Source organism: Actinoplanes sp. NPDC049265 (assembly GCF_043197135.1).
Classification (GTDB): Bacteria; Actinomycetota; Actinomycetes; order Mycobacteriales; family Micromonosporaceae; genus Actinoplanes.
Map to the genome: position 1 here is coordinate 351,697 of NZ_JBICSP010000001.1, position 12,694 is coordinate 364,390.

General features: G+C 70.1%; 10 protein-coding genes. 5 read left to right on the forward strand and 5 right to left on the reverse strand.

Annotated elements, in window-relative coordinates:
• Window positions 1-208 precede the first annotated feature (208 nt).
• The 5 genes from ACGFIO_RS01645 to ACGFIO_RS01665 all read right to left on the reverse strand — a co-directional run bounded on the left by ACGFIO_RS01645 (window position 209) and on the right by ACGFIO_RS01665 (window position 6,021).
• A complete protein-coding gene (locus ACGFIO_RS01645; protein WP_392820659.1) occupies window positions 209-1,348 on the reverse strand; it encodes a S1C family serine protease in 1,140 nt (379 codons plus the stop codon).
• A 729-nt stretch (window positions 1,349-2,077) separates the two neighbouring features.
• Window positions 2,078-3,658, reverse strand: coding sequence for a sensor histidine kinase (locus ACGFIO_RS01650; RefSeq protein ID WP_392822525.1), 1,581 nt, complete (start codon window positions 3,656-3,658; stop codon window positions 2,078-2,080).
• Window positions 3,659-3,683: 25 nt separating this feature from the next.
• A complete protein-coding gene (locus ACGFIO_RS01655) occupies window positions 3,684-4,397 on the reverse strand; it encodes a response regulator transcription factor (RefSeq protein WP_392820662.1) in 714 nt (237 codons plus the stop codon).
• An 83-nt stretch (window positions 4,398-4,480) separates the two neighbouring features.
• Entirely contained in the window at window positions 4,481-5,263 is a 783-nt protein-coding gene (locus ACGFIO_RS01660; protein ID WP_392820665.1) for a lysophospholipid acyltransferase family protein, read from the reverse strand.
• Window positions 5,260-6,021 carry a GNAT family N-acetyltransferase gene (locus ACGFIO_RS01665; RefSeq protein ID WP_392820667.1) on the reverse strand — a complete coding sequence of 254 codons (762 nt, stop codon included), beginning with the start codon at window positions 6,019-6,021 and terminating at the stop codon, window positions 5,260-5,262. The genes ACGFIO_RS01660 and ACGFIO_RS01665 overlap by 4 nt, the downstream gene beginning before the upstream one ends.
• A gap of 101 nt (window positions 6,022-6,122) precedes the next feature.
• On the opposite strand from ACGFIO_RS01665, the gene ACGFIO_RS01670 reads away from it, so the two are divergent.
• The 5 genes from ACGFIO_RS01670 (at window position 6,123) to ACGFIO_RS01690 (ending at window position 12,693) form a co-directional block, all read left to right on the forward strand.
• Window positions 6,123-7,049: an ABC transporter ATP-binding protein gene (locus ACGFIO_RS01670; protein WP_392820670.1), complete on the forward strand. Its 927-nt coding sequence runs from the start codon at window positions 6,123-6,125 to the stop codon at window positions 7,047-7,049.
• A complete protein-coding gene (locus tag ACGFIO_RS01675; RefSeq protein WP_392820672.1) occupies window positions 7,046-7,870 on the forward strand; it encodes an ABC transporter permease in 825 nt (274 codons plus the stop codon). Before ACGFIO_RS01670 ends, ACGFIO_RS01675 begins: the two co-directional genes overlap by 4 nt.
• Window positions 7,871-7,992: 122 nt before the next feature.
• Complete coding sequence (locus ACGFIO_RS01680) at window positions 7,993-11,718, forward strand: multifunctional oxoglutarate decarboxylase/oxoglutarate dehydrogenase thiamine pyrophosphate-binding subunit/dihydrolipoyllysine-residue succinyltransferase subunit (RefSeq protein ID WP_392820674.1); 3,726 nt, start codon at window positions 7,993-7,995, stop codon at window positions 11,716-11,718.
• Between the two features lie 86 nt (window positions 11,719-11,804).
• On the forward strand, window positions 11,805-11,984 hold the full coding sequence (locus tag ACGFIO_RS01685; protein WP_392820677.1) for a DUF6104 family protein: 180 nt from the start codon (window positions 11,805-11,807) through the stop codon (window positions 11,982-11,984).
• Entirely contained in the window at window positions 11,974-12,693 is a 720-nt protein-coding gene (locus ACGFIO_RS01690) for an AAA family ATPase (protein WP_392820679.1), read from the forward strand. Before ACGFIO_RS01685 ends, ACGFIO_RS01690 begins: the two co-directional genes overlap by 11 nt.
• Window position 12,694 lies beyond the last annotated feature (1 nt).

The following is a 12,694-nucleotide window of genomic DNA, read 5'->3' on the forward strand; positions in this document are numbered from 1 at the left end:
TGGCAAAGCGAGCCCTCGTGGAAAGAACAGGTACCGATAGGCCTACAAAGCGCCCACAAGACAGAACGGTGGGCGACCCCGGCCAACCCCCTTGGCCAGGATCACCCACCGAGTTTGACGGCTCCCCTTCGTCCGCAGGCCGCTCGCCCCCTGATGCCGGTGGGATGACTCGCCATCCCACCGACGGGGCGATCGCAGGTGGTCCCTCTCAGCCTGCTTCCGCGAGGGTCGCGGTAACGGTCTTCTGTGCACCGTCGCGGGTGAAGGCGATCGTCACCTTGTCGCCGACCGCGCCGCCCTGGATCACGCCGACCAGGTCGTCGGAGTCGTTCACCGACTTGCCGTTGACCGAGGTGATGACGTCGCCCTGCTGGATGCCGGCCTTGGCGGCGGCACTGCCCTCGGTGACAGTACGCACCAGAGCCCCGCCGTTCTCACCCTCGGTGACGCTGACGCCGAGCGCCGGGTGGCTGACCTTCTTGCCGGCGATGAGCGAGTCGACGACCTGCTTGACCTTGTTCGACGGGATGGCGAAGCCCAGGCCGATGTTGCCCTGGCTGCCGCCCGAGGTGTAGATCGCCGAGTTGATGCCGATCACCTGGCCGTTGGTGTTGACCAGCGCGCCGCCCGAGTTGCCGGGGTTGATCGGGGCGTCGGTCTGCAGCAGGCCGGACATCGACTGCGAGCCCGACTGCTGTTGCTGTTGCTGCTGTTGCTGCTGGCCGCCACCGAACGGGTTCGGCTGCTGGTCCTGCGGGTTGGGCTGCTCACTCTCGGACCGGATCGTCCGGTCCTTGGCGCTGATGATGCCGGCGGTCACCGAGCCCTCCAGGCCGAGCGGGCTGCCCAGCGCCAGCACGGTGTCACCGACCTGCATCTGGGCGCTGTCGCCGAGCGTGGCCGGTTTGAGGTCGGAGACCCCGCTCGCGCGGATCACGGCCAGGTCGGTACGCGGGTCGGTGCCGATGATCTGGGCCGTCGCCTTCTTGCCGTCGGCGAAGATCACGTTGACCGTGTTGCCCTGCGCGGTCGACACCACGTGGTTGTTGGTCACGATGTCGCCGTTGGCGTTGAGGACGACGCCCGAGCCCTCGCCGCTGCCGGTGGTGATCGAGACGACGCTGTCCTGCACCTGGGAGGCGATCTGGGCCAGCGAGGACCGGTCGACCACCCGGGTCACCGAGGAGTTGCCGGTCCGCACGGTCGAGCCGCCGTCGCGGTCGTCCATGGCCAGCACGGTCGCCGCGCCGATGCCGCCGCCGGCCAGCGCGATCAGCACGGCCGCGGCGCCGGCGACGAAGATCCTCCGCCCGCGGCCGGTCGAGGCCGGCCGCTCGTCGGTGGCCACCGGCTGCATCCAGGTCGGCGGTTGGTACCCACCGGGGTAGGACGGCTGCCCGGCAAACGTCGAATGGGCCTCACCTGGCTGCCCCGGCTGCTGCGACGGCCCGCCGGACCAGGTCGGCTGCCCGTAGGGCGACTGAGCCGGGTAACCCGGGTGACCGGCCGGCCCGTGGTTCGGGGGCCCGGCCCAAGGCGAGGCGGCCGGCTGCGGCGCACCCGGAGCCGGCGGCTGCGGAACACCAGAGGCAGGCGGCTGCGGTACACCAGGCACCGGCGGCTGCGGGACACCAGAGGCAGGCGGCTGCGGTACACCAGGCACCGGCGGCTGCGGGACACCAGAGGCAGGCGGCTGCGGTACACCGGGCCCCGGCGGGTGAGGGACACCGGGGGCGGGCGGGTGTGGGACGCCGGAAGCCGGGGGCTGCGGCGCGCCCGGGGCCGGGAAGCCCGAGGACGGCGGCACCACGGGCTGCTGGATGGTCGGCTGGGCGGCGGTCGGCTCGGTCCCTTCCCGCTCCGGGCCAGCGCCGGGCACAGGTGCGCCGGTAACGGGAGCGCCGGTGACGGGAGCATCCGCGGGCGAGGCGTCCGCGGGCCGGTGCGACGGCTCCGGAGTAGCCGGAGTCTCGTGCCGCTGCGGGTTGGTCTCGTGCTCGTTCATGGGTTCAACCTTGCCCATCGGGTCTCCGACGAGACTGTGTTACGGCTGGATGTTTTCTGTGAATGGCGACACTCAGCCGACGGCGGTACTTTCCCGGGCGACCGCGGGCAAAGTGACCCGGAAGGTGGCCCCCTGGCCGGGCGTGCTGATCACGTCCACCGTCCCGTGGTGAGCCCGCACGATCGCCGCGACGATGGCCAGCCCCAGGCCGGTGCCGGTGGCCGCCTGATCGGTACGCCTGGTCCGCGCCTCGTCCACCCGGAAGAACCGCTCGAACACGTGCTCACGCTGCTCGGCCGCCAGCCCGGGCCCGGTGTCCGCCACCTCGATCACGGCCTGGTTGCCGTCCTCGGCGTGGAGTCTGAGTGTCACCTGTGCGTCCGGTGGCGTGTGCACCAGCGCGTTGGTCATCAGGTTGCCGATGACCTGCCGCAGCCGGGCGTCGTCGCCGTACGCCACCAGTTGCTCGGGCTCGTCGCGTACCTCGAGGTCGATCCGCCGCTCCGGGTCGATCGCCTGCGCCGCCTGGACCGCGTCCATGGCCAGCACCGGCAGCTCGACCGGGGCCAGGGTGAGCGGCCGTTCCCGGTCCAGGCGGGCGAGCAGCAGCAGGTCCTCGACGAGCAGGCCCATCCGCGCGGCCTCGTCCTCGATCCGGCGCATCAGCCGGTTCACGTCGTCGCCGGCCGGCACCGCGCCCTGCCGGTACAGCTCGGCGAAGCCGCGGATGGTGGTCAGCGGCGTACGCAACTCGTGCGAGGCGTCGGCCACGAACTGCCGCATCTTGGTCTCCGAGCGCAGCGCCCGCGCCTCGGACACCTGGGCGGCGTCGGCGGCGTCGCGCGCGGCCGACTCGGCCGCCCGGGCCGCGGTCTCGGACTGGGCGCGGGCGGTGAACGCGGCCTCGATCTGGGTCAGCATCGCGTTCAGCGCCCGGGACAGCCGGCCCAGCTCGGTCATCGGCTCGACGCTGTCCGGTTCCGGGTCGGGGACCCGCCGGGTCAGGTCGCCGGCCGCGATCGCCCCGGCGGTTTGCTCGATCTCGACCAGCGGGCGCAGGCTGGTGCGTACGATCGCCGCGCCCACCGCCGCCAGCGCGATCAGCACGCCCAGCCCGACCAGCGAGTCGATCCAGACCAGCCGGGTCATCGCGAAGTCGATCTCGCCCATGTTGCGGGCGACGTAGAGCACCTGACCGGAGTCGGTCAGGGTGACGTTCATCCGCCAGTGCTGCCGTTTGTTGGGCGACGTGACGGTGAACTTCTTCTTCGCCATCCAGGTCTCGACCTCTTCCGCGCCGGTGGAGACCGGCGGCAGGTCGCTGACCGAGAACTTGGGGCTGTACATCCAGACGCCGACCCCGGACGTGGTGCGTACCGAGACGGCGTACTCACTGACCAGGTAGGTCTGCACGTTCAGGCCGAGCGAGTTGGCCCGGATCGAATCGGACACCTGGTCGGTGACAGTGGCGAGCTCGTCGTCGATCCGGTCGATCAGGTACGTCCGCAGCGCGAACGTGCTGGACACGCTGATCAGGGTGAGCGCGGTGAACACCAGCACGAGCACCGAGGCGATCAGCTTGAGTCGCAGTGGCGTGGTGCGCAGCCGCGTGGTGGTCCGGTGCGTCGCGGGTGGCTCGGGTGTCGGCGGCAGGACGGTGACGGACACCGCGGGATCGTCAGACGGCCGGTTTGCGGAGGACGTAGCCCACCCCCCGGAGCGTGTGGATCAGCCGGGGCTGGACGTTGTCGACCTTGCGGCGCAGGTATGAGATGTACGACTCGACGATGTTGTCGTCGCCCCGGAAGTCGTACTTCCACACGTGGTCGAGGATCTGCGCCTTGGACAGCACCCGGTTGGCGTTGAGCATCAGGTAGCGCAGGAGCTTGAACTCGGTCGGTGACAGCTGCACCCGCTGGCCGGCGCGGTACACCTCGTGCGTCTCCTCGTCGAGTTCGAGGTCGGCGAAGGTGAGCCGGGACGGCGTCTCGTCGCCGGCCGTGGTGCGCCGCAGCACCGCGCGGATCCGGGCGGTGAGCTCCTCCAGGCTGAACGGCTTGGTGACGTAGTCGTCGCCGCCCAGCGTGAGGCCGCGGATCTTGTCGTCGGTGCCGTCGCGAGCGGTCAGGAACACCACCGGGGTCCGCGCGCCGCCCTCTCGCATCAGCCGGATCACTTCGAAGCCGTCCAGGTCGGGCAGCATCACGTCGAGGACGACCAGGTCGGGGTTCGCGCTCTTGGCGGCCGTGACCGCGGCACTGCCGCTGGTCGCCGTGCTCACGTCGAACCCGGCGAACCGCAGGCTGGCGGAGAGCAGCTCGAGGATGTTGGCATCGTCCTCGACGACGAGCAGCTTCGCCTCGCTCGGCTTGGGCTGGGTCTGGGTGGCCATGCCACCCATCTTTCTCCCAGCGACTGCGTCGCGCCTGCATGGACGCTGAAAGTTTTCTGTGAGCCGCGTGATTCCCCGAAGATCTAAGCAGCCAGTTCGAGGGCGATGGGCGAGGTGATCGGCGAGGTGCCGACCGACGCCTGGGCGGCGCGGGCCAGCGTACGACGGTCGGCCCCGGCCTCGGGCCGCAGGGCGGGCGCGCCGACCACGGTGGCGGTCAGCCCTCGCAGCCCGGCCACCCGGCACACCGAGGTGAACAGCGTCTCGTCGCCGATGAAGGCGGCCGCCGTCGTGCCGTAGTCGATCGAGATGGGTACGACCGGAGCGCCGGCGTTCACCGCGGCCTGGAACATCGCCGGGCGGAACCGGCCGCGTTCGGGGCCGCAGAACGTCGTACCCTCGGGAAAGACCGCGACCGACCGCCCCTCGCGCAGCGCGCCGGTGACCTCGGCCACCGCGCCCGGCAGCCGTTTGGGCCGGGTCCGGTCCACGAAGATCGCGCCGAGCACCGAGGCCAGGTGACCGATGCCGGGCCACGCCTCGACGTCGTGCTTGGCCACGAGGCGCACCGGTTCGAGGGCCAGCAGCACCAGGATGTCCAGCCACGAGACGTGGTTGGAGACGAGCAGGCTGCCGGGGCGGTGGGCCGGGCCGCGCCACTTCATCCGTACGCCGAGGGCGCCGAGCATGCCCCGGGCGATCACCCGGATGCCGTGGCCGCGGCGTATCGGCACCACCACGAGCGCGGCCAGGAGCACACCGAACAGGGCGGTCATCCGGAGCACGGCGCGGACGCCGGCGACCCGGTCGTCGCCGCCCACCCGGCAGTCGTCGCCGCAGGTCGAGATCGGCTGCCAGAAGGTCATCGGGCCACCCCCAGGAAGTGCCGCCGGTAGCGCGGGTCCATCCGGTCCATGGAGAACAGCACGTACAGGTCGGCGCAGTTGAAGTCCGGGTCGTAGGCCGGCTCGCCGCACACCCAGCTGCCCAGCCGCAGGTAGCCACGCAGCAGCGGCGGCACCGGGACGCTCTTGTCGCCGGCCGGCTTCTCGGGCGAGAGCCACGGGTTGCGCGGCTCGACCCGCAGCGCGGGCGGGGACATGTGCTTGGCCGACACCCGGGCCCAGACCCCGGCGGCCAGCGCGCCGCCGTCGTCCAGCGGGAGCGAGGCGCAGCCACCGAGCCAGCGCAGGTTCTTCAGGTGCAGGTAGCGGGCGATGCCGGCCCACATCAGGTTGACCACCGCGCCGCCCCGGTGGTCCGGGTGCACGCACGAGCGGCCGGTCTCGACCAGTTGGTCGCGCAGCACCGAGAGCCGGCTCATCTCGAACTCGCCGTCGGCGTACCGGCGCCCGGCCCGCTCGGCCGCCGCCGGGGGCAGCATCCGATAGGTGCCGACCACGGTGCCGGTCTCGTCCTCGCGGACGATCAGGTGGTCGCAGTAGTCGTCGAACTCGTCGATGTCGCGTCCGTCCACCGCACCGTGGAGGGTGGCACCGAGTTCGCCGGCGAAGACGTCGTGCCGGAGGCGTTGTGCCGCCTCCACCTGATCCGCGCTGTCCGCGATCAGCAGGGTGTAGCCACTGGTCCCGGTAGATGCGTCGGCGGTCAGAAGTACTGTCATACCCCTTTGTGTAAGGGCCATAACTGCCGGTGGAATGACCTCGCCGGTGGTCTGATGTGTCCACAAAGTGAACACGTGGAGGGGCGGTATAGATTGTCTGCGTGACCGGGGGCGCGGAGATCCAAGTCCAGGGGTTGTCGAAGCAGTACAAGACGCTGCGAGCGGTCGACGACCTGAGCTTCAGCGTGCGATCCGGGCGGGTCACCGGCTTCCTCGGCCCCAACGGCGCCGGCAAGACCACCACGCTGCGCATGCTGCTCGGCCTGGTCACCCCCTCGGCCGGCACGGCCACCATCGGCGGGCAGCGCTACCTCGACCTGCCCGACCCGATCCGGCATGTCGGCGCGGTGCTCGAGGCGTCCAGCGCCCACCGCGGCCGGACCGGGCGCAACCACTTACGGGTGATCTGCCGGGCCGCGGGCCTGCCGGTCGCCCGGGCCGACGAGGCGCTGGCCCTGGTCGGGCTGACCCCGGCGGCCAAGCGCAAGTTCAAGGGCTATTCGCTGGGCATGCGACAACGGCTGGGCATCGCCGCGGCCATGGTCGGCGACCCGCGGGTGCTGATCCTGGACGAGCCGGCCAACGGGCTCGACCCGGAGGGCATCCGGTGGATGCGTGACCTGCTCAAGGCGCTCGCCGCCGAGGGCCGTACGGTGCTCGTCTCCAGCCACCTGCTGAGCGAGATGCAGCAGCTCGCCGACGACGTGGTGATCGTGGCGGCCGGCCGGCTGGTCCGGCAGGGCCCGGTCGAGGAGGTGCTCGGCTCGATGGGGGCGGCGAGCCAGGTCCGGGTGCGTACCCCCGACCCGGCCAAGCTGACCACCGTGCTGGCCTCCTTCAGCCCGGCCATCGACCCGGTCATCACACCCCTGCCGGACGGCGCGCTGATGGTCGGCGGCCTGGACGCCGCGCAGATCGGTCACGCGGCTTTCACCGCGCAGATCGAGCTGCACGAGCTGACCAGCGAGCGAGCCGACCTCGAACAGGTGTTCCTGCAGCTGACGGCCGGAAGGGCGGGCATCCGATGAGGCTGGTCGGCGCCGAGTTGACCAAGATCTTCACGACCGCCCTGTGGTGGGTGTTCGCGCTGATCCTGATCCCGCTGTGGGCGTTGTCGATCCTGTTCAACTGGGGCACGGCCAACGTCACCAGCCAGGTCGACGCCAGTCAGGTGCCGGCCGACCAGGCCGATGTGATCGCCGCCACCGGCCAGCCGATCAACATCGCCAGCAACCTCTACACCAGCGGGCAGTTCTTCGGTGTCCTGCTGATTCTGCTGCTCAGCGCGATCCTGGTGACCAACGAGTTCTTCCACCTGACCGCGACCACGACCTTCCTGGTGACCCCGCACCGCGAACGGGTGATCCTGGCCAAGCTGGCCGCCGCGGTGCTTCTGAGCCTGGGCTTCTGGCTGGTCACCACCCTGCTCAACCTGGCCGTGGCCCCGTTCCTGCTGCGGCAGCTGGGGCTGCCGGTGCAGCTCGGCGCGGGCGGGGTGTGGCGGGCGGTCGGGTTGAACGCGCTGGCCTTCGCGCTGTGGGCGATCGTCGGGGTCGGTGCCGGCGTGCTGATCCGCAGCCAGATCGGTGCCACGCTGACCCTGTCCATCGGCTACCTGGTCGGCCCGCTCGGCGCGCAGGCGGTCTTCTTCCTGCTCAGCCAGTACGTCACGAAGGTCTTCGAGAAGCTCACCGTGCTGGAGCCGACCACCGCGTCACAATTGATGATCTCTGGCACCGAACTCCCCGGTAACCCACCGAGGTGGGTGGGCGCGCTCGTCCTGATCGGGTACGCGCTGATCACCGGCCTGATCGGGACACTGATCATGCGCCGCCGCGACGTGAGCTGACGCTGTCCACAGGCCAAGACCCTGTGACTTCCCTCGCAGCGTAACCTTGACATCGTTCATTCCGTCCGCGCGACGAACGCCGCCGCGCGTGCTGACAAACGGTGAAAGAGGCGAACACGCAAGTGTCGACCCAGCAGACTTCGCAGGACAACCCGCTCGCCGATTTCGGTCCCAATGAGTGGATCGTCGACGAGATGTACCAGCGCTACCTCGCCGATCCCTCCAGCGTCGACCCCGCCTGGCACGATTTCTTCGCCGACTACAAGCCGGCCACCGCCACGGGCTCGATCGTCTCACCGGACGAAGCGACCGCCGCCAACGCCACCGCCACGGCGGCCAAGGCCGGCACGGATGCGCCGGCCGCGAAGACGATGGCGCCGGCCAAGCCGACCGTACCCGCGAAGCCCGCACCCGCACCGCAGCCCAAGCCGGCACCGGCCGAAAAGGCCGCGCCCACGCCGAAGGCCTCCGCCAACGGCAAGGCGCCCGAGGGAGCGACGGTCACCACGCTGCGCGGCGTCGCCGCCCGCATCGTGCAAAACATGGACGCCTCGCTCGAGGTCCCCACGGCCACGTCGGTGCGCGCGGTCCCGGCCAAGCTGATGGTCGACAACCGCATCGTGATCAACAACCACCTGGCCCGCGGCCGGGGTGGCAAGGTCAGCTTCACCCACCTGATCGGCTGGGCGCTGGTCCGCGCGGTCCGCGACCACCCGGAGATGAACAACTCGTTCGCCGAGGTCGACGGCAAGCCCGCCCTGGTGCAGCCCGAGCACATCAACCTCGGCATCGCGATCGACATGAAGAAGAAGGACGGTTCCCGCACGCTGGTGGTGCCGTCGATCAAGAACTGCGAGCAGCTCGACTTCCGCAAGTTCTGGCAGGCCTACGAGGACGTCGTGCGGCGGGCCCGGCGCAACGAGCTGACCATGGACGACTACGCCGGCACGACGATCTCGCTGACCAACCCCGGCGGCATCGGCACCGTGCACTCGATCCCGCGGCTGATGGCCGGGCAGAGCGCGATCGTCGGCGTCGGCGCGATGGAATACCCCGCCCCCTACTCCGGCATGTCCGACGAGACGCTGACCGATCACGCGGTCAGCAAGGTCACCACGCTGACCAGCACGTACGACCACCGGGTGATCCAGGGCGCGCAGTCCGGCGAGTTCCTCAAGGTGATGCACGAGCTGCTGCTGGGCGAGCACAACTTCTACGACGAGATCTTCACCTCGCTGCGGATCCCGTACGAGCCGGTGCGCTGGGTGCGCGACGTCGCCCGCACCTCCGAGGGCCAGATCGACAAAGCCGCGCGGGTGGTCGAGCTGATCCACGCGTATCGCGTCCGCGGTCACCTGATGGCCGACACCGACCCGCTCGAGTTCGAGATCCGCCGGCACCCCGACCTGGACGTGCTGCAACACGGGCTGACCCTGTGGGATCTCGACCGGGTGTTCCCGGTCGGCGGCTTCGCCGGCAAACAGCGCATGAAGCTGCGCGACGTGCTCGGCGTGCTGCGCGACACCTACTGCCGGCGGATCGGCATCGAGTACATGCACATCCAGGGCCCCGAGGAGCGGCGCTGGATCCAGGACCGCATCGAGATCAAGTACGCCAAGCCGGACACCGACGAGCAGAAGCACGTGCTCAACCGGCTGAACGCGGCCGAGGCGTTCGAGACCTTCCTGCAGACCAAGTACGTCGGTCAGAAGCGGTTCTCGCTGGAGGGTGGCGAGTCGCTGATCCCACTGCTCGACGAGGTGCTCAAGGCCTCGGCCGAAAGCGGGCTGGACGAGATGGTCATCGGCATGGCCCACCGCGGCCGGCTGAACGTGCTGGTCAACATCGTCGGCAAGCCGTACGAGAAGGTCTTCAACGAGTTCGAGGGCCAGATGGACCCGAAGTCGTCACACGGCTCCGGCGACGTCAAGTACCACCTGGGTCAGACCGGCAAATACACCACGCCCGACGGCGAGCACGCCACCACGGTCAGCGTTGTGGCCAACCCGTCGCACCTGGAGGCGGTCGACCCGGTGCTCGAGGGCATCGTCCGGGCCAAGCAGGACCGCCTCGACCTCGGCCTGCACGGGTACACCGTGCTCCCGGTCCTGGTCCACGGCGACGCCGCGTTCGCCGGCCAGGGCGTGGTGGCCGAGACGCTCAACCTCTCCCAGCTGCGCGGCTACCGCACCGGCGGCACCGTGCACGTGGTCGTCAACAACCAGGTCGGCTTCACTACCGCCCCGGAGTACAGCCGCTCGTCGCTCTACTCGACCGACGTCGCCCGGATGATCCAGGCGCCGATCTTCCACGTGAACGGCGACGACCCCGAGGCCGTCGTCCGGGTCGCCCGGCTCGCGTTCGAATACCGCCAGGCGTTCAACAAGGACGTCGTGATCGACCTGGTCTGCTACCGCCGCCGCGGGCACAACGAGGGCGACGACCCGTCGATGACCAACCCGCGGATGTACGAGATCATCGACACCAAGCGCAGCGTCCGCAAGCTGTACACCGAGGAGCTGATCGGCCGCGGCGACATCACCGTGGACGACGCCCAGGAGCAGCTGCGCGACTACCAGCAGCAGCTGGAGCAGGTGTTCAAGGCGACCCGCGACGCGGCCGGTTCGGCCCCCGAGCGGCGCCGCCCGGCCGGCGACGAGCCCGAGCCCGACGTCGAGACCGCGGTCGACGCGGCCACCGTGCAGTCGGTCGGCCAGGCCCACGTCGACCTGCCCGAGGGCTTCACCCCGCACAAGCGCGTCCAGCAGCTGCTCGAACGGCGGGCCAAGATGGCCGCCGAGGGTGGCATCGACTGGGCCTTCGGCGAGTTGGTCGCGTTCGGCTCGCTGCTGGCGCAGGGCGTGACCGTACGCCTGGCCGGCCAGGACTCGCGCCGCGGCACGTTCGTGTCCCGCCACGCCTCCCTGGTCGACAACAAGACCGGCAAGGACTTCCTGCCGCTGAGCACGCTGACCACCGGCAACGCCCGCTTCTTCGTGCACGACTCGCTGCTCAGCGAATACGCGGCGATGGGCTTCGAGTACGGCTACTCGGTCGAGAACCCGGACGCGCTGGTCCTGTGGGAGGCGCAGTTCGGCGACTTCGTCAACGGCGCCCAGTCGATCGTGGACGAGTTCATCAGCTCGGGCGAGGTCAAGTGGGGCCAGCAGTCGTCGCTGGTGCTGCTCCTCCCGCACGGCCAGGAGGGTCAGGGCCCCGACCACTCGTCCGGCCGGCCCGAGCGGTTCCTGCAGATGTGCGCGCAGGACAACATGCGGGTGGCCAACCCGACCACCCCGGCGAACTACTTCCACCTGCTGCGCCGCCAGGCCCTGTCGCCGAAGCGCAAGCCGCTGGTCGTCTTCTCGCCCAAGTCGCTGCTCCGGCACAAGCTCGCGGTGTCCTCGGTCGCCGACTTCACCACGGGCACGTTCCAGCCGGTGATGCCGGACGCGGGCATCAAGGGATCGCCGCTCAATGCCGGTGACGTGCGGCGGGTGCTGCTCTGCTCGGGCAAGGTCTACTACGACCTGCTCCAGGCACGGGCCGAGCGCGGCATCACCGACACGGCGCTGATCCGGATGGAGCAGATCTACCCGCTGCCGGTCGACGAGCTCAAGGCCGTCCTCAACCAGTACCCGAACGCGGAGGACTTCGCCTGGGTGCAGGAGGAGCCGGCCAACCAGGGTGCCTGGTCGTTCGTGGCGCTCAACCTGCTGGAGCACCTGGAGGGTGTCCGGTTGCGCCGGATCTCCCGCCCGGCCGCGGCGGCGCCGGCCGTGGGTTCGGCCAAGATGCACGAGGCCGAGCAGTCGGCGCTGGTCGAGGCGGCGCTCCCCCGGCCGTAGGCGCTCGCGCTCCCCGAACAAAGTGGTAGCCCAGGGCGGCATCGGCGGTGCCGATGCCGCTCAGGGCTACCACTAGCATTTCGGCCATGTACTTCACCGATCGTGGGATTGAAGAGCTGGTCGAGCGGCGCGGCGAGGAGAGCGTCACCCTCGAGTGGCTCGGATCGCAGCTTCAGGTCTTCGTCGACACGCACCCGGAATTCGAGACCGCGATCGAGCGGTTCGCCACCTTCCTGGCCCGCGGCGACGAGGACGATGAGGACTGACCGGCCGGTTCGGCGGGTCGAGCTCGACGCCGCCGCCGAGGTCGATCGTGCGGCCTGGTGGGCCAAGATCCCGGCGGTCGCGGCAATCCTCGAGAGCGGGCTGAACATTCCGGCCGGGGTCACGTTTCTGGTCGGCGAGAACGGGTCGGGCAAGTCGACGCTGGTGGAGGCGCTGGCTCAGGCGCAGGGGCTGAACGCCGAGGGCGGCTCGCGCGGGGCCATGCACGAGAGCCGGGTCACCGAGTCGCCGCTCGGTGGGCTGCTGAAGGTCGTCCGGACGCCGGGACGGCGGGTCAACTCGTACTTCCTGCGGGCCGAGACCATGCACGGGCTGTATACGTACCTGGAGAATCTGCCCCGCCCCACCGACACCGATCTGCATGACCGGAGCCACGGCGAAGGCTTCCTGGAGCTGCTGGAACGCAAGTTCCGGGGGTACGGCTTCTACCTGATGGACGAGCCTGAGGCGCCGCTGTCCTTCACCTCGACCCTGCGGCTGCTCGCGCACCTCGACCTGCTCCGGGCCGGCGGCGCGCAGGTCGTGATCGCGACGCACTCGCCGGTGCTGACCGCCCTGCCCGGTGCGACCATCCTCGAACTCGGCGCCCACGGCATCCGCCGCACCTCCTACGACGAGCTGGAACTGGTCACGCATTGGCGATCATTCCTGTCCCGGCCCGACGGCTACCTGCGCGACCTTCTACGGTGAG

Excerpts from the sequence above, each read along its gene's own strand:
- ACGFIO_RS01655 (WP_392820662.1), bottom strand. The coding sequence starts at position 4,397 with ATGGCCACCCAGACCCAGCCCAAGCCGAGCGAGGCGAAGCTGCTCGTC.
- ACGFIO_RS01660 (WP_392820665.1), bottom strand. The coding sequence starts at position 5,263 with ATGACCTTCTGGCAGCCGATCTCGACCTGCGGCGACGACTGCCGGGTG.
- ACGFIO_RS01665 (WP_392820667.1), bottom strand. The coding sequence starts at position 6,021 with ATGACAGTACTTCTGACCGCCGACGCATCTACCGGGACCAGTGGCTAC.
- ACGFIO_RS01675 (WP_392820672.1), top strand. The coding sequence starts at position 7,046 with ATGAGGCTGGTCGGCGCCGAGTTGACCAAGATCTTCACGACCGCCCTG.
- ACGFIO_RS01685 (WP_392820677.1), top strand. The coding sequence starts at position 11,805 with ATGTACTTCACCGATCGTGGGATTGAAGAGCTGGTCGAGCGGCGCGGC.
- ACGFIO_RS01690 (WP_392820679.1), top strand. The coding sequence starts at position 11,974 with ATGAGGACTGACCGGCCGGTTCGGCGGGTCGAGCTCGACGCCGCCGCC.